The organism is Paracandidimonas lactea, assembly GCF_021653995.1.
In the GTDB taxonomy this organism is placed as follows: domain Bacteria; phylum Pseudomonadota; class Gammaproteobacteria; order Burkholderiales; family Burkholderiaceae_B; genus Allopusillimonas; species Allopusillimonas lactea.
This window is the reverse complement of record NZ_JAJJOZ010000011.1, coordinates 22,986-47,299: the sequence shown is the minus strand read 5'-3', so window position 1 is coordinate 47,299 and position 24,314 is coordinate 22,986. Positions and strand designations below refer to the sequence as shown.

General features: G+C 60.0%; 20 protein-coding genes and 3 tRNA genes. 9 read left to right on the top strand and 14 right to left on the bottom strand.

What is annotated here, in order from left to right; genetic code table 11:
- Positions 1–20 precede the first annotated feature (20 nt).
- Complete coding sequence (locus LOL23_RS17065; RefSeq protein WP_237173963.1) at positions 21–1,331, bottom strand: imelysin family protein; 1,311 nt, start codon at positions 1,329–1,331, stop codon at positions 21–23.
- A gap of 138 nt (positions 1,332–1,469) precedes the next feature.
- Here LOL23_RS17065 and ku point away from each other — a divergent pair, with 138 nt between their 5' ends.
- Positions 1,470–2,489: a non-homologous end joining protein Ku gene (gene ku / locus LOL23_RS17060; protein WP_160979174.1), complete on the top strand. Its 1,020-nt coding sequence runs from the start codon at positions 1,470–1,472 to the stop codon at positions 2,487–2,489.
- 44 nt (positions 2,490–2,533) lie between these two features.
- Positions 2,534–5,077 (top strand): DNA ligase D, encoded by a 2,544-nt coding sequence (gene ligD / locus LOL23_RS17055; protein ID WP_160979172.1) that lies wholly within the window; start codon positions 2,534–2,536, stop codon positions 5,075–5,077.
- Between the two features lie 320 nt (positions 5,078–5,397).
- Here ligD and LOL23_RS17050 read toward each other — a convergent pair.
- The 4 genes from LOL23_RS17050 to LOL23_RS17035 all read right to left on the bottom strand — a co-directional run bounded on the left by LOL23_RS17050 (position 5,398) and on the right by LOL23_RS17035 (position 7,845).
- Positions 5,398–5,482: transfer RNA gene (locus LOL23_RS17050), tRNA-Leu, on the bottom strand.
- A 45-nt stretch (positions 5,483–5,527) separates the two neighbouring features.
- A complete protein-coding gene (gene secG / locus LOL23_RS17045) occupies positions 5,528–6,004 on the bottom strand; it encodes a preprotein translocase subunit SecG (protein WP_160979170.1) in 477 nt (158 codons plus the stop codon).
- Between the two features lie 16 nt (positions 6,005–6,020).
- Positions 6,021–6,770 (bottom strand): triose-phosphate isomerase, encoded by a 750-nt coding sequence (tpiA, locus tag LOL23_RS17040; RefSeq protein WP_160979168.1) that lies wholly within the window; start codon positions 6,768–6,770, stop codon positions 6,021–6,023.
- A gap of 97 nt (positions 6,771–6,867) precedes the next feature.
- Positions 6,868–7,845, bottom strand: coding sequence for an NAD(P)H-quinone oxidoreductase (locus tag LOL23_RS17035; protein ID WP_160979166.1), 978 nt, complete (start codon positions 7,843–7,845; stop codon positions 6,868–6,870).
- A gap of 166 nt (positions 7,846–8,011) precedes the next feature.
- Here LOL23_RS17035 and LOL23_RS17030 point away from each other — a divergent pair.
- A tRNA-Ser gene (locus LOL23_RS17030) sits at positions 8,012–8,101 on the top strand.
- Positions 8,102–8,153: 52 nt separating this feature from the next.
- Positions 8,154–8,238, top strand: a tRNA-Leu gene (locus LOL23_RS17025).
- A 6-nt stretch (positions 8,239–8,244) separates the two neighbouring features.
- Here LOL23_RS17025 and LOL23_RS17020 read toward each other — a convergent pair.
- The 4 genes from LOL23_RS17020 to LOL23_RS17005 all read right to left on the bottom strand — a co-directional run bounded on the left by LOL23_RS17020 (position 8,245) and on the right by LOL23_RS17005 (position 13,169).
- The gene (locus LOL23_RS17020) at positions 8,245–9,147 is read right to left on the bottom strand and encodes a DMT family transporter (RefSeq protein WP_237173962.1); all 903 of its coding nucleotides are present in this window, start codon (positions 9,145–9,147) and stop codon (positions 8,245–8,247) included.
- 150 nt (positions 9,148–9,297) lie between these two features.
- Entirely contained in the window at positions 9,298–11,277 is a 1,980-nt protein-coding gene (gene acs, locus LOL23_RS17015; RefSeq protein ID WP_160979164.1) for an acetate--CoA ligase, read from the bottom strand.
- Between the two features lie 156 nt (positions 11,278–11,433).
- Positions 11,434–12,741: an MFS transporter gene (locus LOL23_RS17010; protein ID WP_160979162.1), complete on the bottom strand. Its 1,308-nt coding sequence runs from the start codon at positions 12,739–12,741 to the stop codon at positions 11,434–11,436.
- Between the two features lie 20 nt (positions 12,742–12,761).
- A complete protein-coding gene (locus LOL23_RS17005; RefSeq protein ID WP_160979160.1) occupies positions 12,762–13,169 on the bottom strand; it encodes a GlcG/HbpS family heme-binding protein in 408 nt (135 codons plus the stop codon).
- Between the two features lie 371 nt (positions 13,170–13,540).
- Here LOL23_RS17005 and LOL23_RS17000 point away from each other — a divergent pair, with 371 nt between their 5' ends.
- Positions 13,541–14,449, top strand: a complete 909-nt coding sequence (locus LOL23_RS17000; protein WP_160979158.1) for a C40 family peptidase — start codon at positions 13,541–13,543, stop codon at positions 14,447–14,449.
- A gap of 148 nt (positions 14,450–14,597) precedes the next feature.
- On the opposite strand, the gene LOL23_RS16995 is transcribed toward LOL23_RS17000, so the two are convergent.
- The 4 genes from LOL23_RS16995 to LOL23_RS16980 form a co-directional block, all read right to left on the bottom strand.
- A complete protein-coding gene (locus tag LOL23_RS16995) occupies positions 14,598–14,993 on the bottom strand; it encodes a DUF2325 domain-containing protein (protein WP_160979156.1) in 396 nt (131 codons plus the stop codon).
- Positions 14,994–15,086: 93 nt separating this feature from the next.
- The gene (locus LOL23_RS16990; RefSeq protein WP_160979154.1) at positions 15,087–16,061 is read right to left on the bottom strand and encodes a CysB family HTH-type transcriptional regulator; all 975 of its coding nucleotides are present in this window, start codon (positions 16,059–16,061) and stop codon (positions 15,087–15,089) included.
- 589 nt (positions 16,062–16,650) lie between these two features.
- On the bottom strand, positions 16,651–18,144 hold the full coding sequence (locus LOL23_RS16985; protein WP_160979152.1) for a CoA-acylating methylmalonate-semialdehyde dehydrogenase: 1,494 nt from the start codon (positions 18,142–18,144) through the stop codon (positions 16,651–16,653).
- An 86-nt stretch (positions 18,145–18,230) separates the two neighbouring features.
- Positions 18,231–19,445 (bottom strand): ABC transporter substrate-binding protein, encoded by a 1,215-nt coding sequence (locus tag LOL23_RS16980; protein WP_160979150.1) that lies wholly within the window; start codon positions 19,443–19,445, stop codon positions 18,231–18,233.
- Positions 19,446–19,584: 139 nt separating this feature from the next.
- Between LOL23_RS16980 and LOL23_RS16975 the strand changes: the two genes are divergently transcribed.
- From LOL23_RS16975 to LOL23_RS16960, 4 genes are all read left to right on the top strand, one after another.
- Entirely contained in the window at positions 19,585–20,505 is a 921-nt protein-coding gene (locus tag LOL23_RS16975) for a LysR family transcriptional regulator (RefSeq protein WP_160979148.1), read from the top strand.
- A gap of 259 nt (positions 20,506–20,764) precedes the next feature.
- Positions 20,765–21,394 (top strand): bifunctional 4-hydroxy-2-oxoglutarate aldolase/2-dehydro-3-deoxy-phosphogluconate aldolase, encoded by a 630-nt coding sequence (locus LOL23_RS16970; protein WP_160979146.1) that lies wholly within the window; start codon positions 20,765–20,767, stop codon positions 21,392–21,394.
- A gap of 15 nt (positions 21,395–21,409) precedes the next feature.
- Positions 21,410–22,162, top strand: coding sequence for a polysaccharide deacetylase family protein (locus LOL23_RS16965; RefSeq protein ID WP_237173961.1), 753 nt, complete (start codon positions 21,410–21,412; stop codon positions 22,160–22,162).
- Positions 22,128–23,321: a glycosyltransferase family 4 protein gene (locus LOL23_RS16960; RefSeq protein WP_160979144.1), complete on the top strand. Its 1,194-nt coding sequence runs from the start codon at positions 22,128–22,130 to the stop codon at positions 23,319–23,321. The genes LOL23_RS16965 and LOL23_RS16960 overlap by 35 nt, the downstream gene beginning before the upstream one ends.
- Here the strand turns inward: LOL23_RS16960 and LOL23_RS16955 are convergent.
- Positions 23,306–24,274 (bottom strand): 2-hydroxyacid dehydrogenase, encoded by a 969-nt coding sequence (locus tag LOL23_RS16955; RefSeq protein ID WP_160979142.1) that lies wholly within the window; start codon positions 24,272–24,274, stop codon positions 23,306–23,308. The genes LOL23_RS16960 and LOL23_RS16955 overlap by 16 nt on opposite strands.
- Positions 24,275–24,314 lie beyond the last annotated feature (40 nt).

Sequence of the window (24,314 nt, the reverse complement as noted above, 5' to 3'; positions counted from 1 at the left end):
TGGGCTGCCCTATTGCCGCCTTACTTGAATACAGCATTGGGCGCGTCCAGGCTGTCAGAGCCTTCGAGCTGAATGGCGCCCAGTTCGAGCGCCGCAATCACGCGCTCAATGCTGCGCGTTTGCACGATAAGGGCATCGCTGGCCGCCTGCACAATGGCGTTACCTTCTTTATTGCCCTGCGCAATCATTTGATCATAGGTTTCTATCTGCTCGGCCCGTGACTTGATGGCTTGCATGGCCTTGAGTGTGTCGGCCAGGCGGGCGCGCATTTCGCGGTCCAGCTCGGGGCTGACGGCGCTGACCAACTGCGACAGGCTGGCGCCCTTTACCGTCGAACCATCCAGGCGCTTGTACTCGCCCAGGTAGACATTCATCATGCCCACTTGGTTGTAGTAATGGGAATTGTGCGTGTTGTCTGAAAAGCAGTCATGCTCTTCTTCGGGGTCGTGCAGCATCAGGCCCAGCTTGATGCGCTCGCCCGCCAGTTCGCCGTACGACAAGCTGCCCAGGCCGGTCAGCATTGCAATCAGGCCTTGCCGCGCATCTTGCGTCACCGCCTGGCTGGCCGCCCCACCCTCTTTCCAGTGGTCCGCCATCTCACGCAGATCATCGACCAGCAACTGGGTAGCCACCTTAAGGTATTGCACGCGCCGATCACAATTGCCGCCGGTGCACTGGCGCAGATCGAAATCGGTATGCGGGCGATTGCCCGCGTGCCGTTCTTGGGGTGTGCCGATGCGGCCTTCGGGTGCCGGGCCGGTGCCGTTCAGGTCCTGCCCCCAGAGCAGAAACTCAATGGCGTGATAGCCCGTGGCGACATTAGCCTCGTTGCCATCGGCCTCGTGCAGCGCCTCGCGCAGCAGCGCTGGCGTGATGTCGCGGGCGTCGACTGGCTTGCCGCCGATGCTGAGCCGCGGGTTGGCAATGACATTGACGACGTAATAAGCATTGGCATCGGATTCGGTGCCATAAGAAGCGTCGACATAATCGATCATGCCTTCATCCAACGGCCAGGCGTTGACGCGGCCTTCCCAATCATCAACGATAGGGTTGCCGAAACGGAATGCCTCGGTTTGCTGATACACCTGGCGGGCCGCGAACCAGGCCTGCCGGGCGGCAGCCAACGTGGCCGCGGATGGCTGTGCAATAAGCGCGTCGATGGACTTTTGCATCGCGCGCGCCGACGTGAGCGAGTCTTCATATTTGGCGGCGGCGAGGTTGGCATAGCCAGCGACGACTGCGTCAGGCGTGACAACGGGCGACGCAGCCGCCACCCCTGTCAAAGCGGCCACAATGGTTGCGCATAGGCCACGTGCAAAATATTTACGCATAAGGAAGCCCCTTTTTTGGAGACAATATTCAGTCAATATTCAGGAATCGAAGTGTAAACGATTTTTATTTGCATGATAATCACCAAGCGCCGGGCATGACGTTTGCTTATCCGCCTGCATCGACAGGAGGCAGCGGCAATGGCATCTATCAGCAAGCGCGCGCTGTGGAAAGGGGCGATTTCATTCGGCCTCGTCCATATTCCGATCGCTCTGCATCCAGCCACCGAAAACCAGCGGATTGACTTCGATTGGCTGGATCGCCGGACGATGGAGCCGGTGGGCTACAAGCGCATCAATAAAGCAAGCGGCAAAGAAATCAGCCGCGACGATATCGTCAAAGGCATCGAATACGAAAATGGCGAATATGTGATTCTGTCGCAGGACGAAATCGCAGCGGCCTACCCGAAAACCACCCAAACCGTGGAAATCGAGACCTTCGTGCCGATCGGCGAAATACCATTCGTCTATTTGGATCGCCCTTACTATGTTTCACCCACCGGCAGGGGCGCAAAGGTATATGCCTTGCTGCGAGAAGTACTCCGGAGTACAGGCAAAGTCGGCATCGCGAAAGTCGTCATCCAGACAAAACAACATCTGGCGCTGCTGATGCCCTGCGGCCCCGCCCTGATACTGAACTTGCTGCGCTGGGGCGATGAAGTGCGCACATGGGAAGGCCTGGGGCTGCCTGCCGAAGGCAGTAAATCGACGGGCCTGACCGCCAAGGAAATGGCCATGGGCGAACAACTCATTAAAGACATGAGCGGCAAATGGGATCCGAATGCTTTCACCGACTCGTTCAAGGAGCAGGTGCTGCAACTCGTAAAACATAAGGTCGAAGCCGGCGAGACCCACTTAGTCGCGGAGCCTGAAACCCCCGAGCCCGCAAAAGGCGCGAAAATCCTTGATCTGACAGAAATGCTGCAGCGCAGCCTGGGCAAACGCGCGTCATCCGGCGATGACGCAGGCGGAGCGAAACGCCGTACGGCGCCAGAAAAGAATACAAAAGCCTACGCTCAGAAATCAGCAAGCTCCTCGACGCGGGGGCAAAAAAAAGCAAGCAAGACGGCCGCCTCGACAGCCGCCACGAAGACCAAAGCCAAGGTGAAAGAAGGTGCAGCACGCCGCAAAGCGGCGACCCGCAGCAGCCGAGCTGCCTGATAGATCACCAACGCGGCATGACTGCATGACATAGGGTGCAAGCGATGGCGAAAACAGATCTGCTCAAGGGATACCTATCCAAGCGTAATTTTGATGTGACGCCGGAACCGCGCTCAGGCGGACGCCAGAATGCGCGGGCACCCGTATTCGTGATTCAGAAGCATTGGGCCACGCGGCTGCATTACGACTTTCGCCTGGAGTTGGACGGCGTCCTGAAGAGCTGGGCCGTTCCCAAAGGCCCCAGTCTGGATCCCGCCGACAAACGGATGGCCGTGCATGTCGAGGACCATCCGCTGGCTTATGCTGATTTTGAAGGCGATATCCCGAAAGGCCAGTACGGTGCGGGCAACATCATCATCTGGGATCGCGGCACATGGAAATGCGAAGACGATCCAAGCGATGGCTATCGCAAAGGCAAACTCGTTTTTACGTTGCATGGACACAAGCTGCACGGAAAATGGATGCTCGTGCGCATTCAGGCCACCAATAACAACGACAATAAGGATACGTGGCTGCTGATCAAAGACTGCGACGATTTCGCCCGGCCAGCGCTCGCGTTCAGCGTTGTCGACGAAATGCCCGGCAGCGTTGCCGGGCTGTCTTTGCCTTCAGGCAGCAATATACGTTCGGCAATGCGGGATGATCCATTTCAGGATGGCCGCCTCCCTGGCATTGAGGCGGCCCCGCGCGCGCGCCTGCCCGATTCGCTGTCCCCCCAACTCGCCACACTGGCCAAGTCACCGCCCCGCGCAGCCGACGCATGGATCTATGAGCTGAAGTTTGACGGTTACCGCATGCTCACCCGCATCGAACATCATGCGCCTCGCCTCTGGACCCGCAATGGCCACGATTGGACGAAAAGACTGCCGCAGTTAGCCCACACACTGACCGATATGAAATTACCCGATGGATGGTACGACGGTGAAATCGTCGTGCCTGACCAGCAGGGTTTGCCAGATTTTCAGGCGCTGCAGAACGCCTTTGAGCGCGGCCGCACCAGCAGCGTGGTGTATTACCTTTTTGATCTGCCGTACGCGGCGGGGCGCGACCTTCGCACCCTGCCCTTGCTTGCACGCCGGGCGTTTCTGGCAGCCATACTGGATAACACCGGCGCGTCCCATGACACCGTCAGGCTCAGTGCCGCATTCGATCTGGATGCCCACGACGTGTATAGCTCGGCATGCAAAATGGGGCTGGAAGGAATTATCGGAAAAAAGAAACACAGCCCTTACGCCACGCGCCGCAGCACCGATTGGGTCAAGTTAAAATGCGGGTTGCGACAAGAATTCGTTATTGGCGGCTATACCGACCCAAAAGGTGCGCGCACAGGCATAGGCGCTTTACTACTGGGCATTCACGACGACACCGGCCAATTGCGCTACGCTGGCAATGTAGGCACCGGCTTCGACACCAAAACCCTGGACGACTTGCAGCGCCGCTTTCAGGGCCTGCGCAGTGACCAGCGCCCATTTGCCGGCCCAACCGGCCTGGACCGCAGCGCGCATTGGGTGCAACCTTCGCTGCTCGCCGAGGTTTCCTTTGCGCAATGGACCCGGGATAACCACGTACGACAGGCTGTTTTTCATGGCCTTCGCTGGGATAAGCCAGCGCAGGCCATTACAAAGGAGACAGCGATGGTTTTGCCGTCAAAAACATCGAACGCAGGCCATCAATCCGCGCATTCGTCGCACCGCCTACCCGACAACCTCACGATTACCCATCCGGAACGGATCGTCGACAAGCTAAGCCAAACCACAAAGATCGCGGTTATCCGCTATTACGCGCTGGTAGCACCCTTGATGTTGGAGCATCTGCGAGGGCGGCCGGTTTCTATGGTGCGAGCCCCCGAGGGCGTGGATGGAGAGATTTTTTTTCAGAAGCACATGGATGCAGAGACGATACCCGGCGTTCGGGCATTGCCAGAACGGCTTGATCCGGGCCATGAACCCCTGCTCGAAGTGTCGACGGCGCAAGGCCTGCTGTCCGCCGCACAAATGAATGTGTTGGAATTTCATACCTGGAACGCCGTAAAAACCGCGATACAACGCCCCGACCGTATGACCTTTGATCTGGACCCCGGCAAAGGCGTGGAATGGACGGCGATGCAGGAGGCCGCATTGGTATTGCGCGCATTCCTGCTCGAGCTGGAACTCACCTCCTTTATCAAGACCAGCGGCGGCAAGGGTGTGCATGTGGTCGTGCCCTTGCAACGACGGCATGACTGGGACAGCGTGAAGGATTTTTCGCAGGCGATTGTCAAGCACTTGGCCAGTACGCTGCCTGCCCGATTCTCGGCGAAAAGCGGCCCACGTAATCGGATAGGCAAGATATTTATCGATTACCTACGCAATGGCTTTGGCGCCACAACGGTAGCAGCATGGTCGCTGCGCGCCCGCCCTGGGTTAGGCATATCCGTGCCTATCGCGTGGTCCGAGGTAGAACAGCTGCACAGCGCCGCGCAGTGGCATATCGGCAATATCCAGGAGCGGCTGTCGCACGGAAATACACCATGGGAAGGCTACGCCAGCGCCGCACAAACTCTGACACGGGCGATGAGGATACTAGGCCGGGCGCCAACGGCGAGATAAACCGCGCCGCCTATTGCGCCCCGTTAGCGCTATAGCGATAAAAAGCGTTTTTCGCCACTTGCGCCACCGAAAGGTACACCATTACCAATACCCAGGGCGCAATAACTCAGAGATCGCACGGCCCCTACTCTTAAGCGTCAAGACGGCCAGCAGCGTACTCACGCGCTTGCAAGAGGCCCAAACCCTGTGGCGCAAATCCAAGCAGATTGTCGAAAGGTTCGACACCAAGGAGATGAATGCAAAAAACCCGCAGAACGTTAATGTTCATGCGGGCTTCAGGTACTTTATCAGTCGTTATGAAACGCCCTGATTTTATGTCTTGGTGCCGACGACGAGACTCGAACTCGTACAGCTTTCGCCACTACCCCCTCAAGATAGCGTGTCTACCAATTCCACCACGTCGGCAAGAAAGACGGCTATTCTAGCACAAAAATTGTGCAAGATGCGAGCCTATTTTGCTGGCGCGGACTGGGACGTGGACGCTTCGGGCTTGGCGGCGTCGGCCTTGTCAGTGGTGGTTGCCGGCGCGGGTTGCTGCGCGGGGCTTGCGGATTGCGGCACGGAGGGTACGGCAGGCACAGCGGCGCCCTGGCCGGCACCCGGCGCGGCAGGAACAGCGCCGCCTGAAGCAGGAACTGCACCCTGATAGTTTTGCATTACGCCTTCCTGGACCTGGCTACGCTCAACCGGACGATGCCCCACCCAAGCCAAGCCGGCCGTGGATGCAAAGAACACGATGGCAGCCCACTTGGTGGTACGCGACAGGAAGTTGGCCGCCCCGCTTGCGCCGAACAGGCTGCCCGCGGAGCCACCACCGAAGGACGACCCCATATCGGCGCCTTTACCCTGCTGCAGCAAGACGAGCACGATGATGCTCAGCGACGAAATGACCTGGACCGCCAAAAGAACGGATGACAACCATTGCATGAAAGAACTCCGAGGCCTACGCGGCCGCTATACGTAAAAAGTCTTGAGCCTTGAGGGCGGCGCCCCCAACCAGCGCGCCATCGATGTCGGGCATGGCGAACAGGCGGGCGGCGTTGTCGGGCTTGACACTGCCGCCATAAAGGATGCGAACCTGCCCGGCGCCGATGCCATCGAGCCGTTTGCGGATGAACGCATGCACTTCCTGAGCCTGCTCGGGTGTGGCGCTCAGGCCAGTGCCGATGGCCCATACGGGCTCGTAGGCAAACACCATGCGATTGACCTGTTGGGCGCCCAGTGCGAGCACGGGCGCCAACTGGCGGGCGATGATGTCGCGCGTTTGGCCGGCTTGTTGCTCGGCCTGGGTTTCGCCAATGCAGACCACCGGGGTGATACCTGCCGCGAGCGCCGCTGCAGCCTTGTCGGCGACGAGCTTGTCGGTTTCGCCGTGCATGGTGCGACGTTCGGAATGACCGGCGAGCGCCCAGCCGCAGGCAAAATCGGCAAGCATGCCGGGCGCGACTTCGCCCGTGTAAGCGCCCTGCGCATGGGCACTGACATCTTGCGCGCCCCATGAAACAGCACTGCCCTGCAGCGCGGCCTGAGCCTGCGCAAGGTAGGGAAACGGCACGCAGACGGCAAGTTCGCAACTGGCGGCCGATGCGGCGCCAGCCAACAGGCCTTCGAGCAATATTGCATTGGCCGCCAGGGAGCCATGCATTTTCCAGTTGCCCATGACCAAGCGTTTACGACTGTGCGGGTTGTCCATCAGGTATCCATCAAAGCCGGAATCAAAAATCGGGTTAACCCGGCATTGTAGCGTGTTCGCGGCCCGTCCGCACAAAAACGGGCCGCTCCCGACGGGATCAGAGCGTGAGGATGATTTTTCCGATCTGCTCGCCAGCGTCCATCATGGCGTGGGCATCGCTCGCCTGCGCCAGCGGAAAGGTGGCATGCACAATGGGCTTGATGCGCCCCGCTTCGAGCAGAGGCCACACCTTGGTCTGAAGCGCCTGTGCAATCAGGCCCTTGAAGGCCACCGGACGCGGACGCAGCGTGGAGCCGGTTACCGTCAGCCGACGCCGCATCACGTGGTTCAAGTCGATAGTGGCTTTGGCACCGCCCAGCAGGGCGATGATGACAATACGGCCGTCATCGGCCAGGCAGGTGAGGTCGCGGTTGATATAGTCGCCCGCCACCATATCGAGAATCACATCGACCCCGCGGCCGTCCGTGGCATTCTTGATTTCCGTGACGAAATCCTGCGTGCGGTAATTGATCCCCTTGGCCGCACCCAAGCGTTGTATGGCCTCGACGCGCTCATCGCTGCCCGCAGTTGCATAGACTGTATTGCCCATTGCAACAGCAAGCTGGATGGCGGTGGTGCCAATACCGCTGGCGCCACCATGCACCAACAGCGATTCGCCTTTAGCCAATTGGCCGCGATCGAACACATTGCTCCATACGGTAAAGTAGGTTTCAGGCAAGCCCGCCGCTTCAACCATCGACAAGCCTTTGGGCACGCGCAGGCATTGAGGCGCGGGCGCCACGCAGTATTCGGCGTACCCACCGCCGGCCAGCAGCGCGCAAACCTGGTCGCCCACTGCCAACCCCGTATCGCCTACGTCGCCGCCAACGATCTCGCCCGACACTTCAAGGCCAGGCAAATCCGACGCCCCCGGCGGCGGCGGGTAGTTCCCCTTGCGCTGAAAGACGTCGGGGCGGTTGATGCCTGCCGCCGCAACCTTGATCAGCACCTCGCCCGCCTTGGGTTCGGGCATTGGCCGCTCGGTCAGCTTCAATACCTCGGGGCCTCCGGGGGTCGAAATTTCAATGGCTTTCATATGTCATCCTCTTGTCTGGATCAGGGCCGTTGCAAAAAAGCTTATTATCGCCCGCCCACGCTGCGCCCGCATGCGCTACACTCACGTCCTTCTGTGAGCTGCGGAATTCGGGCTAAAATCCCCATTCTCGGCCAGCGGCGCCCAGTCGCCGGCCAGGCTCAACAGCGGAAGCGTGCCAGAGTGGTTGAATGGACTGGTCTTGAAAACCAGCGACGGGGCAACCCGTCCGTGAGTTCGAATCTCACCGCTTCCGCCATCGCCTTTTCCCCTGGCCGGCACCCCGGCAATCGCAGTGCCATCGCGCCACTGCCCGGATGATGAAATTGGTAGACATACCGGACTTAAAATCCGGAGCCGCAAGGCGTGCGGGTTCGATTCCCGCTCCGGGCACCACCTCCTTCACGCAGACGCAGTCGATTTGGGCGCACGGGCGCCAGCGGCCGTGACGATGACCAAGCCAGCCATGATGAAGGCCACCCCCGCCAATTCGGCCACGGACGCGCGTTCGCCCAGGATCAGCCAGGCAAAAACCACGGTCAGCACGGGTACGCCCAGGCTGGACATGCCGGCCACTGTGGCGCTGACGCGCTGGACCACCGATAACCACAGCCACCAGCCCAGGGCCGAGGCCAGAACGCCCATGTAGAGCAGGCCCACGACAAGGTCGCCGTTCCAAACGATGGCCTGCTGCGGAAAAAGCTGAGTAAGAGGCCAGGTGAGCACGACGCCAAGCAGCATCTGCCACACCGCAACGTTCATGACTTCGGCTTTATGCCGGGCAAACAGGATTTTGGACAGGACTGCGCCCAGGCCCCACGACGCCCCGCCCGCCAGGGCTATCAGTGACCCTGCTATCGAGCCAAGGCCTTTCCAGGGTGCGATAATGGCGACCAGCCCGATTGCCGCGCTGGCGAAACCAACCATGTGTCGGCGCGAAGGGCGTTCGCCCAGCAGCCACCAGGCAAAAATCACGACCCAGAATGGCATGGTGTAGGCCAGCATCACGACATGGCCAGCGCCGCCGGTGATCAGTGCCAACTGGCACAGACACTGAAAGGCCGTAGTCTGAAAAACAGCGATCCCCAGCGTGAGGCCCAATGGCGGCAGCGCAAGCCGGCGGCGGGTGGCCAGCATGACTGCCAGCAACACCACAAAGGCAATGACATAGCGCGCCATGACCAAATCGAAGGGGCCGATCAGTGTCGCCAGGGATTTCATGGCGATCCAGCTGAACGCCCACAAGACGACCGTCAATACCATGAGCGACAAAGCGCCGCGTTCAGCCTGGCCCGCGTTCAACATGATCTCCGAAAACATATAAAAGCCAGGCGAAGAGCGGCACTCTTGCCTGGCTTGCATGGCGGCCGGATCGAGTCACCCCTGCCTCGGCCACGTTGCCGCAAAGATGCATGATACTCTGGACCTGCGCCCGGAGGCACAGGCCCGGCCATCTCAGCGCGCTTGCGACAACTGATCGAGAATAGCGGGGTTCTCGAGCGTGGATACGTCCTGGGTGACTACCTCGCCCTTAGCTACCACGCGCAGCAAACGACGCATGATTTTTCCAGAACGGGTCTTGGGCAGGTTATCCCCGAAACGAATCTCGCGCGGTTTGGCAATGGGCCCGATTTCCTTTGCCACCCAGTTACGCAATTCGGCCGCGATCCGCGCTGCCTCATCGCCCTCGGGTAGTGTGCAGGTAAGCACCACAAAGGCTACCACCGCCTCGCCCGTCGTGTCGTCAGGCCGGCCAACCACGGCGGCCTCGGCTACCAACTGGTGTGCTACCAGCGCCGACTCGACTTCCATTGTGCCCAGACGGTGGCCCGAGACATTCAACACGTCGTCGATCCGGCCCATGATCCAGAAGTAGCCATCGCTGTCGCGCTGAGCCCCATCGCCTGCGAGATAGTAGCCCTTGAGCTCGGGCGGAAAATAGCTTTTCTTGAAGCGCTCGGGGTCTCCCCAAATAGTGCGGATCATGCCCGGCCAGGGCTGCTTCATGACCAGAAAGCCCCCTTTACCCTGCTCGACGTCTTCGCCGGCCTCATCCACAACGGCCGCCTCGATGCCGGGCAATGGCAAGGTGCAGGACCCCGGCTTGAGCGGGGTAACACCCGGCAGCGGGGTAATCATGTGGGCGCCTGTTTCGGTCTGCCACCACGTGTCCAGCACCGGGCAGCGCTCTTTGCCGACATTGGTGTAATACCACATCCATGCCTCGGGATTGATGGGTTCGCCCACCGATCCGATGATGCGCAGCGAAGTGAGGTTGTACTCGCGCGGGTGGTACGCTGGCGAGGCCTCGGCGGCCTTGGTAAGAGAGCGTATAGCAGTGGGCGCAGTGTAGAACACCGTGACCTTGTGGCGCTCGATCATTTCCCAGAACCGCCCCACATCGGGATAGGTGGGCACGCCCTCAAACACGACTTGCGTGAGCCCTGCCGCCAGCGGGCCGTAGGTAACATAGGTGTGGCCGGTAACCCAGCCCACGTCGGCCGTGCACCAGAACACATCGCTATCTTTGGCGTCGAACGTCCATTGCATGGTGAGCAGCGCCCACAACAAAAAGCCACCCGACGCATGCTGCACGCCTTTTGGCTTACCCGTGGAGCCCGAGGTATACAGAATGAACAGCGGGTGCTCGGCATTGAGCGGCACCGCGGGGCACTCCGGCGGCTGGCCGGCGCTTACCTCATGCATCCAACGGTCGCGCCCTTCATGCCAGGCGACATTGCCGCCGGTGCGTCGATAGACGATGACGTTGCGCACCGCCTCACAACCGCCCATTGCGAGCGCTTCGTCCACCGCGCTCTTAAGCGGAATTTCCTTGCCGCCGCGGCGCTGCGCGTCGGCCGTAATAACCAGCGAAGCGCCAACGTCCACCGCGCGCTCGTGCAGGCTTTTGGACGAAAACCCGCCGAACACCACAGAATGGATGATGCCCAGCCGCGCGCAGGCCTGCATGGCCACAACGACCTCGATCGACATCGGCATGTAGATAATGGCGCGATCGCCTGTTTTATACCCCAAGGCCTTGATGCCGTTGGCGAACTCGCACACACGCGCGTACAAGTCTTTGTATGTGATGGTGGTAACCTGGCCGTCGTCAGCCTCGAAGATGAGCGCGGTTTTATTGGCCACCGGCGTGCCCAGATGACGGTCCAGGCAATTCGCGGAAACATTCAGCTCGCCATCACCGAACCAGCGATAGAAAGGAGCATTGCTACTGTCAATCACCTGCCTGAAGGGCTTGGTCCAGACCAGATTTTCGCGCGCAAGCTTTCCCCAGAAAGCTTCGGGATCCGCTTGAGCAGACGCGCACATGGCCAGATAATTGTCCATGCCGGAAATGGCCGCGTCTTTGACCAGGTTTGGGAACGGCGGAAACACGCGGTTTTCGGTGAGGACGGATTCAATTTCCGTAGACATTTGATTGGCTCCTGTATTGAATTAATTTTTTCGGCACGAATTTTGCAGAACGGCACTGTGCTATGACCCACCCTAGCGCGCGACCCTTACGTCAGACTGACAGCAGGCGGAACGGTATCTGGTGATCGACACTCCCCCGTGCGTCGCAATATGGGCTCACACCATTGATGAGTTGATAGTAGCTCGCACGGCGGCATCACGCACACGGACGCCACGGGCGAAATCCACACGCCACAACAGCAGCAGCCCGCCTACAAAGAAAAGCCCCGTAGACAGCAGCGCCGCCCGATGATTGCCGCCGCTAAGCCAGGTAACCAAGCCATAGCAAAGCGGCCCAACCACTGCCGCCAACTGGACCGCGAATGTCCACAGCGAATAGAACTCGGCCAGACGCCCCGCCGGTGCCATGGCGCCTACCATCGCCCGACCTGCGCTCTGGCTAGTACCCATGCACAAGCCCGCCACCGTGGCAGCCGCCCAGAACAGCGGTGGGCGCACTGCCGCGTAGGCCAGCACAATCATCACCATCCAGCCCAGCAACGTGAGCGAGAGCGCAGTCTTGTGGCCAATCTTGTCTTGCAGATAGCCAAACAGAAACGCACCCAGGGCTGCGGCGATATTGACCGTGAACACCAGCGTCATGGTCTGGGCCATCGAAAACCCCATGGCCTGCGTGGCGTAGACGGAGGAAAGCGTGATAACAACGGAAATACCTGCCTGATAACAGGAGATGCAGCACAACAGCAGGCGAAAATCACGAAAATTGCGCGACGTATCACGCCACGCGGCAGCGAGGCGGCGCAACAGCGGCTCGGTGGCCTGCTGGCTCGCTGGCGTGCGCTCGCGCAAGAAGAAAAAAGATGGCAGCGCCGCCACTGCGAAGATCGATGCGGTAAGCAGCATAACGTGCGGCACATACTGGCTGGCGTGTTGACCTGCATTGCTGGCGTGCAGGACCAACGCCAACGATACCCCCAGCGAGAGCATGCCGCCGCAATAGCCGAAACTCCAGCCCCATCCCGACACCCGCCCCAGCGCCTCTGGACGCGCGATCTCGGGTAGAAAGGCTGCGACGACGGATTCTCCGACGCAATAGCAATAATTGGACAGCCCGATAACCACTAAGCCCCACATGATGTTGCCGGGACCGGTAAATGCGAGCAGCGCTGTCGCGAGAACACAGCCTACCGTGCTGGTGTAGAGAAGCCGACGCTTTCCGGCGCGGGCGTCTGCCCGGGCGCCAAGCGTGGGCATGGTAAGCATGACCGCCAGGTAGGAGAGCGATAGCGCAGCGGTGAACGCCAGCGTACCCCAGTCTTTGCCTTCGGCCACTACGCCAACAAAATAGGCGCTGAATACAGCGGTCAGGACGACGGTGGTATAGCCCGAGTTGGCGAAGTCGTACATCGCCCAACTCCAGGCTTCCCGACGTGTGACGCCGGGATTCAGCGCATTACGGAACATAGGTGCGGCAACCGGACGCGCTATAGGCCAAGTGCGGCGATACCCGCCTTGGCGATCTCGACGTCTTCAGATGATTTGACGCCAGATACGCCCACAGCGCCAATAACACGCCCTTGCGCAACTACCGGCACCCCGCCTTCAAGCATACCGTCCAGGCCAGGTGCGGACAGAAAAGCAATGCGGCCTTGATTGATGACGTCTTCATAACCCTTTGATTCACGACAGCCAAGAGCGGCCGTACGGGCCTTGGCTGGCGAAATCTGGGCGGAGATGGGTGCCGCGCCATCCAGGCGTGCCATGCCCAATAAATGGCCGCCGTCGTCCACAACACTGATGGTTACCGCCCAGTTGTTGGCTGCCGCGTGCTTCTCGGCGGCATTGAGAATGGCTTTTACCTCGGTAAGGGTCAAGACGGGTTTGGTATTCATTCAGAATCCTATCAGTTGTTACGATGCTGGCGGTACCGCCAACGCTCAGAGACCAGGCCGGAGTGGCCGCGGGTTTATAAGGCTAGCCCGGCGCGCGCGCCACGTAAAGCGCTGGGTCATAACGGAAAATACCTATTTCCGAAACTGCGTATCCCACATTTGGATAGATTGACATAAATGTAAAAAACCAGAAAAAGCCTTTACCCCCCCATGACGTTTCGTTAAACTTGCCCAATTCCGAAATTTTAATTTGCGTAAAGCTCGACCAGATAGCACGGTTTTGCACATTGATGGCTCATTGTTATCGTCAATTGACGGCAACTTCGGGCATCTCCACAGGGCAGCTTTACGCAAGCTGAAACGTCAAGACCATGCCGCCACAACAGCTCAGCCGCCTATCTCCGTCAAATATCCCATTGAATCTGTGGCGTTTTGCCAAAATCCTGGTGGTCGTTTCTTCTGTCGCGCTTGCCGGGTGCGCCGCAAACAACTCCGCCCAGCACGCCGACGCCTCCGCCGCCAGCTCGATCAATCGTCAGCTTCGCAATAGTTACCTCTCCCGTACGCAGTCCGATCCGCTGGGCTCATACCTGGCCACGCGCGAGCGCAGCGACTACCCCATTTCGCACGCCCAGGCCTCCAGCCCCACCATGGTCGCCACTGCGCTCAGCCTTATAGGCACCAAGTACCGTTTTGGCGGCGACGAACCCGAATCGGGTTTCGACTGCAGCGGCCTGGTGGTCTACGCGGCAGAACAATCACTAGGCCTGAAACTGCCCCGGCGCTCTAGGGATCTCGCTCACGCCGGCAAGGCGGTCGAGCACGATGAGCTCAAGCGAGGCGACCTGGTGTTTTTCAATACGCGCGGCCATCGGTTTTCGCACGTAGGCATCTACCTAGGCAATCGCAAGTTCGTGCATGCTCCTCGTTCAGGCGCCGTGGTACGCGTCGAAAACATGGACATTACCTATTGGGCAAAGCGCTATAACGGCGCACGCCGCTTGGCCGCGGCATCCAATACTTTGGCGGTAGACACCGCCATCGACACTGCCAGCACTACCGACGCTGGCACTGACATTGTCAAGACGACGACGGCCAAGGCAAGCAGCAAGCCGGCAGCCAAGGCTCCCAAGAAGGCCACGACACGCACCAAGACGACAGTCAAGGCGAAGGCGGTTTCCACGTCCAAGCCAGCTCCATCGCCCGCCAAGAAGGCCACAACCAAGACGACAGCAAAGAAGACACCCGCCAAATCCACCGCCAAAGTAGTGATGCGTTAAGCCTTCAACACGCAGCAAAAACGCAGCAAAAGGCGCCATCAAATGATGGCGCCTTTTGCTTTGCCGATCTGTTTTATTTTTGTTGTGGCCGTTGCGTAACCGTACGCGAGGCTGCCGCGTCGGCGGCCAGGAACCTGGCGCGCTTAATCTAGTTGCGCAGCCGCACGCGGGGCTGCCCCTTGCGCGCTTCGGATTGTGCTTGAATACGGGACACTTGCGCATTGACCGAAACTTGGCAGCTTTCACAGTAACCGCACTGGTTGAGCGCCTGCTTCATGCTGCAAACCGAGCGGCGGCACGCCAGCACCCGTATGCCTGCACGCTGCGCCGCTGCGCGAAAGGTTTTCATGACGTTGTGGCCGAGAAAATCTGTAAGCAGGATGAGCAGCTCTGTACCCGAGGGGAGCTGAAGGGTTTTTTTCTGGTGTGAAGGATCGCGGCCACTGATGTGATGACGGATGGCAATGTTGTGTACCCTGAGTAGCTCTGGGATATTGCCTAGCCGATCGGCCCCGACAACCACTGCGCTGACAAGTTGAGACATGAGAAGGCTCCGGAATAGGAAAGTTCGGTAACGATAATCATTCCTATTTCCATTGTCAACAGAACCGCAATGTAAAAATTTATCAGCGCAACCTTATTTGGCAACTAATGCCAGCACCGGCTCCGTCCGTTGCGCTGAATCGATGGCCTCTTGCACAACCTCCCGGGTAAGTTCAGGAGCAAGCATCTCGAGCAGGACATAGACGTAGTCGCGCAGGAACACACCTGCCTTGACAGCGACGCGGGTGGTGTGTGTACCGAAAAGGTGCCCCGCCGGAAGGCCGATCAGGCCCTTGTCGCGGCGCGGATCATAGGCCATGCCGGCGATAATGCCTATGCCCAGGCCCACATCCACGTAGGTCTTGATCACGTCGGCGTCGATCGCCTCGAGCACGATATCGGGCTCGATATCATGGGCGGCGAAGGCCTGGTCAATGGCATTGCGGCCCGAAAAGGCGTGGTCGTACGTGACGATGGGGTATGCGGCAATCTGATCCAGCGTCACATTGCGGGCTTGCGTGGAAGTAAGCTCGGCCAGCGGATGATCGGGCCGCACCACAATGACATGCTCCCACGAATAGACCGGGAGCGCGGCCAGGCCCGGCGTATTGGCCAGGGTTTCGGTGGCGATGGCGACATCAGCCTGCTCGTGCAGCACCATCTTTGCCAGGTGAGGCGGGTTGCCCTCGGCCAGCGATACCCGCACCTTGGGAAACTGCTTGCGGAACTCGGGGATGACACGGGGCAAGATGTATCGCGCCTGGGCGTGTGTGCAACCGATCACGAGGCCGCCTTCGTCTCGTCTTGCGAACTCGTCGCTGACTTTTTTGAGATTGTCGACTTCACGCATGATGCGGTCGATAACCTGTGCGACCGCGTGTCCGGGCTTGGTAAGGCCTTTGATACGCTTGCCGTGGCGCTCGAAAATCTTGATGCCCAGCTCATCTTCGAATTCGATGATGGCTTTGGAAACCCCTGGCTGAGAGGTATAAAGCGCGCGCGCAGCCTCGGTGAGGTTGAAGTTGCGCCGGATAGTTTCACGGACGAACCGGAACTGCTGGAGATTCATGGAAACAGGCCTGTAAAAGAGGGCCCGTTATTACCCATTTATATATGGTTTGTGTGGCCCAGGGGATAGGCCATTATATGGAATATAGAAATGGTTTTATATAATTATTTGCTATTAGTTTAGTTGGCACGCCGCATTTGGACTGCGCAACCTGTTCCGACCATGAGGCCAGTGGAGCCGTGAGAGCAATGAGGGCCGCGGGGCGGGTAGAAAACGTAGGAGACGTGGGAAACGTAGGAGACGTGGGAAACGTGGGAAACGTGGGAAACGTGGGAAACGTGGGAAACGTGGGAAACGTAGGAAACGTAGGAAACGCAGGAAACGTGGGAAACGCAGGAAACGTGGGAAACGTGGGAAACGTAGGAAACGCAGGAGACGTAGGAAACGCAGGAGACGTGGGAGACGTGGGAGACGTGGGAGACGTGGGAGACCAGGGAGACTTGAGCGCCGTGGGCGCTATGGGGGCCTTGGAGGCTCTGAAGGCTGTCGTGCTGGTTGTACCCGTTGGGTGTGAGGGGCCGCAGGGAGAGATCAAGGCTGCCGCGTGGCCGTCCGGCCGCCTCAAGGAGACCGGACGGGTTGTATACGGCTACTTCATTGAGATGGTCGTGTTGACCCCTTGCGCGTGGGCGGACCAACGCGCAGTGACGGTTTTGGTTTGCGTCCAGAACATAACTGCCTGTTTACCGTTGGGGCCGAGATCGCCAAGCTTGGACGCGCGGGACCCGGTAAAGCTGAACCAGGCAACCGGTACCGGAATGGGGATATTGATACCGATCTGGCCCACGTCGATATTGTGCTGGAAGTAACGCGCAGCACCGCCATCCTGTGTAAAGATGGAAACGCCGTTACCGTTGGGGTTTTGGTTGATAAATTCCACCGCCTCTTCGAGCGTATCCACACACACCACACACAGCACAGGGCCGAATACCTCTTGGTGATAGATTGCCATCTCGGGTTTGACACCACTAAATACGGTCGGCCCGACAAAATTGCCTTTTTCGTAGCCTTTCACCTGGATGTTTCGGCCGTCCAGCAGCAGCTCCGCGCCTTCGTCCAGACCCTTTTGGATGAGGCCCTCCACGCGAGCGCGGGCAGCGGACGACACCAGCGGACCTAGGTCGGCTTCGCGGTCGGAACCGATATTGACCTTGAGCTTTTTGGCCCGCTCAACGAAGTCCGGCAGCCATTCTTTGGCCTCGCCAACAATCACAGCCACGGAAATCGCCATACAGCGCTGGCCGGCGGCGCCGAATGCCGCGCCCACCAGTTGATTGAGGGCCACTTCGCGGTCGGCATCCGGCAAGATGACGCAATGGTTCTTGGCACCCATCATGGCCTGGCAGCGCTTGCCGTGCTCAGAGGCGCGGCGATAGATCTGCGTGCCCACATGCGTGGAGCCAATGAAGGAAATAGCCTTGATGTCGGGATGCTCACAGATGGCGTTTGCAATATCCGGGCCGCCATGTACAACGTTGAGTACGCCAGGCGGCAAGCCGGCTTCGAGCGCCAACTGGGCCAACATGAGCGACGAGCTGGGATCTTGCTCAGAAGGCTTGAGGATAAAGGTGTTGCCTGCCGAAATGGCCATGGGGAACATGAAGCACGGCAGCATGATAGGGAAATTGAACGCCGTAATGCCGGCGCACACCCCCAGGGGCTGGATCAGGGTGTAGACGTCGATGCCTGTGGCGGCATTCTCGGCATACTCGCCCAGCTGCAGTGAAGCCATGGCGCAGGCATGCTCGATGACTTCGAGGCCGCGCCCTACTTCGCCCTCGGCATCGGGCAGGGTTTTGCCGTGCTCCAGGGAAATGGATTTGGCCAGCGCACCGACGTTGTCGCGCACCAGCTTCTGCAGGTTGAGCATCACACGGGTACGGGTCGCCTGGCTGGTATTGCGCCAGGTCTGGTAGGCTTCCCGTGCATTGGCCACGGCCATGTCCAGCTCTTCCTTGGTTGCAAAGGGCACCTGGGCGACAACCTCCTGGGTGGCCGGGTTGAGGACGTCACGCCATTCGGTGGTTTTGGACTGCACCAGCTTGCCGCCAATCAGCAAGGGGATACGGGGTACTGCACTCATTGATGTCTCCTGGTAGGCCTGACGTAATGCAGGTTATGCAATAAAACGGGTATTGGGGCGCCGCCCCCACACCGCGTGCCTTGGCGTCATGACTTCTTGACCAACGGGCACGTGGATTCGGAGAGCGGCTGGAAAGCATCCGCAGCAGGGATGGTGGCGACGAGTTTGGCGATGTCCCATTCACCCTTGGACTCTTCGGGACGCTTGACTTCATATAGATACATGTCGTGGATAACGCGGCCGTCTGGGCGGATCGAGGCATTGCGCATGACCGGATCGTCAATGGGGATCTCGCGCATTTTTTCCGCCACGACGCTGCCTTGCGTCGACCCCGACGCGGCTACCGCTTTCAGGTAATGCAGTACGCTGGAATACACGCCCGCGTGCGTCATGGTAGGTTTTAGGCCATTGAACGCCTTGGCAAATTGATCGGACCATGCACGAGTTTTGTCGTCGAAATCCCAATAGAAGCCATCTACGTACGTCAGCCCCTGAGCGTTCTGCAAACCGAGCGCACGCAGGTCGGACAAGAAAATCAGCAGCGACGCAAGCCGCTGGCCGCCAGCAACGATACCGAACTCGCGTGCCTGCTTGATAGCATTGACAACATCTGCGCCGCTGTTGGCCATGGCTACAACCTGGGCGCGGGAGCTCTGTGCCTGCAGCAGGTAAGAGGCAAAGTCGGGCACATTGAGCGGATGGCGCACCGAGCCCACTACCGTCCCGCCCAGCTTCTTGACCATGTCCGCGGCCCCTTTCTCGAGAGAATGGCCGAAGGCGTAATCGACGGTAATGAAGTACCAGGACTTGCCGCCCTTGTCATACATGGCTTTCACCCCACCTACCGACTGTGAATAGACGTCGAACATCCAGTGAAAGCCTACGGGTGAGCAGTTGTCGTTCGTGAGGCCGGTTGTGGCCGGACCGGAAAACAGCGCAACCCTGTCCTTTTCTTTGGCTATGCCCTGGACTGCCAGCGCCACAGCGGAGTTGGTGAGATCCGCCACTGCGGTGACACCTTCGCGATCGAACCATTCGCGGGCCTTGGATGCGCCGACGTCGGCTTTGTTTTGGTTATCGGCCGAAACAAGGTCGATTTTCATGCCCTTGCAATCAGCCTTGAGGCAGTCTTCAATGGCCAGGCGCGCCGCCGCCACCGACCCAGGCCCTCCCATGGCGGCGTAGGTACCGGACATATCGGTGAGAATGCCGATTTTGACCGGCGGCTTGTCTGCCGCGTGCGCCGCCAGGCCCGTAGACAACAGGCCAGCGAGCAGTGACAACGTGAAGGTTTTTTTCATGGGTGTCTCCGATGTAGTTCTCGTTCTGTATAAAACCACCTACAACATCTAAAGCATCGCCCTGCCGACCCAGTGTAGTTGTGTAAAAAACATATTTCTACCAAAATATTTGCACATTCAATGCCAACTTTTGCACATCATGCTGGACTGGGACGGACTACGTTACTTTCTTGAGGTCGCGCGCACGCAGCGCGTCAGCGCGGCTGCCACTCGGCTGGGCGTTCGGCACACCACGGTGTCGCGGCGCATCCAGGCACTGGAACGCGAGTTGGACACCGTCCTCTTCAGCAAGTCCAAGGTCACGGGCTTTACCCTCACCGAAGACGGTTCTCGTCTATTCGCCTATGCGGAGCAGATTGAAGGCACGCTGTTCAGCGCGCGCGAGGCGATTTCGGGGCAGTCCGAAACCTTGTCGGGCCATTTGCGCGTTGGTTCGACCGAAGGCTTCGGCAGTTATGTGCTGTCGCCATTGATGATCGCGTTCCAGCAGCGCTACCCCGCCATTACGCTCGATATCCTGCCGGTGCCCCGTTTCATCAGCCTGTCCAAGCGCGAAGCGGACATTGCCATTGCGCTCGAACGCCCGCAACGCGGCCCATACTTATGCACCAAACTGCACGATTACGCCCTCAAGCTATATGGTCGCGCGGATTACCTGGCGGCATCGGCACCAATACGCAACAAGGCCGATCTGGCGCATCACGCTTTCATCGGCTATGTGGAAGAACTCATGTTCAGCGACCGGCTGCGCTATCTGGACGACATCATTCCCGATTCACACGTCACCTTTCGCAGCACCAGCGTGATCGCCCAGTACCATGCGGTGCTTCAGGGCCAGTCGCTGGCCATCCTACCCTGCTTTATGGCAGAACAAGACGACAGGCTGCGGGTGGTGTTGCCCGACGATATCGATGTGTCGCGCAGCTTCTGGATGTATTGCCATGAGGATTTGCGCCAGAGTGCCCGCGTGATGGCGTTGTGGGATTACCTGAAGCGTGCCGTCCAGCTGAACGCGCCGCTGCTCATGGGCAAATCGGGAACACTGCGGCATCTGCCCTGAATAAAGCGCAGAAACGACGGGCCGAAGATCGCGCGGATGAGCGCTGCGCGGCCGGCATCCGTCGTCACTGCGCCCATATCCACCGAGGCCGTACCGTGTTTCCGAGTGGCCTTTCCACGGCCCCGTGCCGCGCCCGGCGAACGTTTACTGCTTACAATATAGAACAGTGCACGCCCGGGAACAATTCTCCACAACTATTGCCCCCGGGCTGGCCCGCAAATCAACCGCGCCAGCGCCGCCTTTTTGGATTGCCCGCACCATGAATGCCCTTGAATTGCTTCAGCACAGCCCTGTCATGCCAGTCATCGTCATCAAAGAGATCGACTCTGCCGTCGACCTCGCACGCGCGCTGGTGGCCGGCGGCATACGCAGTCTCGAAATTACGCTGCGCTCGGATGCGGCGTTGGACGCCATCCGCATGATCGCCGATGCGGTGCCTGATGCGCTGGTGGGCGTCGGCACAGTGCGCAGCCCGGGCCAGCTTGATGACGCGCTGCGTGCCGGCGCCAAGTTCGGTGTCAGCCCTGGCCTGACACCCGAGCTCGCTCGCGCCGCTGCGCAGGTCGACATCCCCTTCCTGCCGGGGGTGGCCACACCCTCCGAGGCCATGTACGCAGCTGAACACGGCTTTACCGAACTCAAGCTGTTTCCTGCCGAGGCGGTGGGCGGCATTGGCCTGCTCAAGGCACTGTATGGCCCCCTGCCCGAGCTTTCTTTCTGCCCCACCGGCGGGATCAACGCCGTCAACGCGGCCCAGTACATGGCGCTACCCAATGTGAAATGCGTGGGCGGATCGTGGATCATCCCCGACAGCGCGGTCACCGGGCGCCAATGGGATACCATCACCGCCCTGGCCAGGCAGGCCTGCGCCCTATCGGCCCGTCAATAAGCACCCAACCTGTACATGCCCGTCAGCAGCCCACGGCCTATCCCCATACTGATGTATCACCAGATCGCGCGGCCGTCTCCGCGCGGCACCCCGTATCGCAGCCTGTCGGTCGCGCCGGGTACTTTCGCACGTCATATGCGCTGGCTCAAGGCACTGGGCTACCGTGGGCTCTCCATGCGCGATCTCGCCCCCTACCTGGCGGGCGAGCGCACAGGCAAGGTGTTTGGCCTGACGTTCGACGATGGCTTTCGCAATGTGCATCGTCATGCCTTGCCGGTGCTGCAATCACTCGGCTTTACGGCCACCAACTATTTCGTGGCGGGGCATCTTGGGGGCCACAACTTCTGGGACGCCTCGGAAGGCGTACCAAGCGCCCCGCTCATGGACGCCCAGGAACTGCGAGACTGGGTGGCGGCGGGCAATGAGGCGGGCTCACACACAATTGACCACGTCGATCTGCCCGCGCTTCCGCCCGACGAAGCCGTGACGCAGCTCAGCCGATCCCGCACCATGCTAGCGGCGTTGTCCGGCGCCCCCTGCGAAGCATTTTGCTACCCCTACGGCCATTACGACGCAAACCATGTGCATCTGGTACGCAAAGCCGGATACACCAGCGCTACCACCACCGATCGTGGCCGGGCACAGCCAGGTGCCAGCCTGTTCGAGCTGCCTCGAGTGCCCGTGCTGCGCACCACCAGCTTCCTACTGCTCCTACAAAAACTGACAACAAACTATGAAGATAAACGGGGCGCCGGCCACACACGTTGAACGGCCAAGGGTTGCGTTCATTAGCCGCAATTTTGGCAGCCGGTTTGGCGGCGCCGAGGCCTATGCGGAAAACCTGCTCACCGAGCTTGCCACCACGCATGATGTGCATGTATTTTGCCAGCAATGGGCCAGCGCACTGAACCTGCCGCACACCGTTGCGCCTCGTATCCAAGGCCTGCCGCGATGGCTCAATTTGCTGCACTTTACACTCAAATGCTGGCGTCTTACGCGCAACTTTGATGTGGTGCATACGCATGAAAATAGCTGGCTGGGCAATGTGCATGGCGTGCATGTAATGCCCGTGCGGTATGCGCGCCTTCACCATCGGTGCGGGTGGCGCCGATGGCTGGGCACATGGACCAGCCCAAGGTGGCTCGCTTACCTGGCCATGGAAGCCGGCCGCTATCGGCACCGACCCGGCCATCGGCTGGTGGCCGTGTCACCGCTGATCGCGGCGCAAATCAAAACGGCGTACCCGCATGCCACGCCCCCCGAGATCATCCCGCCCGCTGTACGGTTGCCGGTGCTTTGTGCCCGCGACGATGCGCGCCGGTTGGCGCGCGAACAGTTGAACTTGCCAGCCGATGGCCCGCTGGCCATCCTGATTGCCAATGACCCCATGCGCAAGGGGTTTGGCGCGCTGCTGCGCGCCCTGCCCTTGGCCACTACGAGTCTGGGTGTGATCGTGGTTGGCGGCGAGCCGCAGGTAGCGCCGCGCATCCGTGCGCTGGCCGAACAGGCCGGCATGGGGAATCGGGTACATGTGTGGCCCGCGCAGCGCGATGTGGCGCCATTCTATGCGGCTGCGGATCTCTGCGTGTTTCCCACTACGGGGGATGCCTTCGGCATGGTGCCGCTGGAAGCCATGTCGTATGGCCTGCCGGTGATCTTGAGCGGCAAGCGCTATTGCGGCTTTGCGGAATTCATACAAGACGGCGAGGATGCGCTGGTCTTGGACGACCCCGACAATGCCGCAGACATTGCCGCGGCGATCGACAGGCTATTGTCCGACCCTACCCTATACACGCAACTGGCCAAGGCCGGCCTGGCCCTGGCGGGTCACATGAGTTGGCCGCAGGCAGCCGCGCGCTACGCGGCGCTCTATCACGAGGTGGTCAACGAGACGCAGCCTGCGCGGCAGAGTTACGCCAAGGGATAAGCCGCCAGAGGCGGTTTGCCTTCCAGCGCCAGCAGCAGGTTGTCGACCGCCATGCGTGCCATGGCGGCACGCGTTTCGTGCGTGGCCGAACCGGCGTGCGGCAGCGCCATCACTTTGGGGTGATCGCGTAGCGGCGAATCCAGCGGCAAAGGCTCAACATTAAACACATCCAGGCCTGCGCCGCGCAAGCGGTCGCGGTCCAGCGCATCCAGCAATGCATCTTCGTCCACGATAGGGCCGCGGGCGCCATTGATCAGGATGGCCTCGGGCTTCATCAGCGCCAACTCTTTCGCACCGATCAGGCCGCGTGTCTGATCGGTGAGCGGCAACAGCACGACCACAAAATCGGATTCGCGCAGAACCTCTTCGAAGCCGGCCGCGCGCGCCCTGCCGTCGGGCAGGCCGCTGTCGACCAGACGACGCGAATGATAGAGAACGGGCATGTCGAAGCCCAGCGCAGCGCGGCGCGCAAGCGCCTGACCGATGCGCCCATATCCCAGGATACCCACCGTCTTGCCATAGACATCCCAGCCAAACATGTCATCACCGAGGTTTTTCTTCCAGCGGCCCTGCTGCACATAACGGCCTAGTTCGACGATACGCCGGCTGGTGCCCAGTATCATTGCAAACAGCAGGTCGGCCACAGTTTCGGTGAGCACGCCCGGGGTATGGCACAAGGTGATGCCGCGTCGGGCGAGCGATTCGAGCGGGAACTGGTCGACACCGACCGATATCGTGGAGATGGCTTTCAGCTTTGGCGCGCGATCAAGCAGTATGTCGTCGATCCGGTAGCTTGAACCGATCAGGCCGTCCGCGGTCGCCAGCGCATCGTGAAACGCGCCAAGCTGCGCAGGATCGCGAGGATCCGCCTGGATGACGTCAGCGACAGCCTGTAAGCGTGCGAGCTGCGCTGGCGGCAATGCCCTGTACACCAATACCTGCTTGCGTTCCATGGCAAACCTTTTCAAGAAAGGCCGGCGGGCGGCACAGCCA

What these genes read in the sequence shown, in the direction of transcription:
- LOL23_RS17065 (WP_237173963.1), bottom strand. Translation starts at nt 1,331, where the DNA reads ATGCGTAAATATTTTGCACGTGGCCTATGCGCAACCATTGTGGCCGCT.
- ku (WP_160979174.1), top strand. Translation starts at nt 1,470, where the DNA reads ATGGCATCTATCAGCAAGCGCGCGCTGTGGAAAGGGGCGATTTCATTC.
- ligD (WP_160979172.1), top strand. Translation starts at nt 2,534, where the DNA reads ATGGCGAAAACAGATCTGCTCAAGGGATACCTATCCAAGCGTAATTTT.
- secG (WP_160979170.1), bottom strand. Translation starts at nt 6,004, where the DNA reads ATGCAATGGTTGTCATCCGTTCTTTTGGCGGTCCAGGTCATTTCGTCG.
- tpiA (WP_160979168.1), bottom strand. Translation starts at nt 6,770, where the DNA reads ATGGACAACCCGCACAGTCGTAAACGCTTGGTCATGGGCAACTGGAAA.
- LOL23_RS17035 (WP_160979166.1), bottom strand. Translation starts at nt 7,845, where the DNA reads ATGAAAGCCATTGAAATTTCGACCCCCGGAGGCCCCGAGGTATTGAAG.
- LOL23_RS17020 (WP_237173962.1), bottom strand. Translation starts at nt 9,147, where the DNA reads ATGTTGAACGCGGGCCAGGCTGAACGCGGCGCTTTGTCGCTCATGGTA.
- acs (WP_160979164.1), bottom strand. Translation starts at nt 11,277, where the DNA reads ATGTCTACGGAAATTGAATCCGTCCTCACCGAAAACCGCGTGTTTCCG.
- LOL23_RS17010 (WP_160979162.1), bottom strand. Translation starts at nt 12,741, where the DNA reads ATGTTCCGTAATGCGCTGAATCCCGGCGTCACACGTCGGGAAGCCTGG.
- LOL23_RS17005 (WP_160979160.1), bottom strand. Translation starts at nt 13,169, where the DNA reads ATGAATACCAAACCCGTCTTGACCCTTACCGAGGTAAAAGCCATTCTC.
- LOL23_RS17000 (WP_160979158.1), top strand. Translation starts at nt 13,541, where the DNA reads ATGCCGCCACAACAGCTCAGCCGCCTATCTCCGTCAAATATCCCATTG.
- LOL23_RS16995 (WP_160979156.1), bottom strand. Translation starts at nt 14,993, where the DNA reads ATGTCTCAACTTGTCAGCGCAGTGGTTGTCGGGGCCGATCGGCTAGGC.
- LOL23_RS16990 (WP_160979154.1), bottom strand. Translation starts at nt 16,061, where the DNA reads ATGAATCTCCAGCAGTTCCGGTTCGTCCGTGAAACTATCCGGCGCAAC.
- LOL23_RS16985 (WP_160979152.1), bottom strand. Translation starts at nt 18,144, where the DNA reads ATGAGTGCAGTACCCCGTATCCCCTTGCTGATTGGCGGCAAGCTGGTG.
- LOL23_RS16980 (WP_160979150.1), bottom strand. Translation starts at nt 19,445, where the DNA reads ATGAAAAAAACCTTCACGTTGTCACTGCTCGCTGGCCTGTTGTCTACG.
- LOL23_RS16975 (WP_160979148.1), top strand. Translation starts at nt 19,585, where the DNA reads ATGCTGGACTGGGACGGACTACGTTACTTTCTTGAGGTCGCGCGCACG.
- LOL23_RS16970 (WP_160979146.1), top strand. Translation starts at nt 20,765, where the DNA reads ATGAATGCCCTTGAATTGCTTCAGCACAGCCCTGTCATGCCAGTCATC.
- LOL23_RS16965 (WP_237173961.1), top strand. Translation starts at nt 21,410, where the DNA reads ATGCCCGTCAGCAGCCCACGGCCTATCCCCATACTGATGTATCACCAG.
- LOL23_RS16960 (WP_160979144.1), top strand. Translation starts at nt 22,128, where the DNA reads ATGAAGATAAACGGGGCGCCGGCCACACACGTTGAACGGCCAAGGGTT.
- LOL23_RS16955 (WP_160979142.1), bottom strand. Translation starts at nt 24,274, where the DNA reads ATGGAACGCAAGCAGGTATTGGTGTACAGGGCATTGCCGCCAGCGCAG.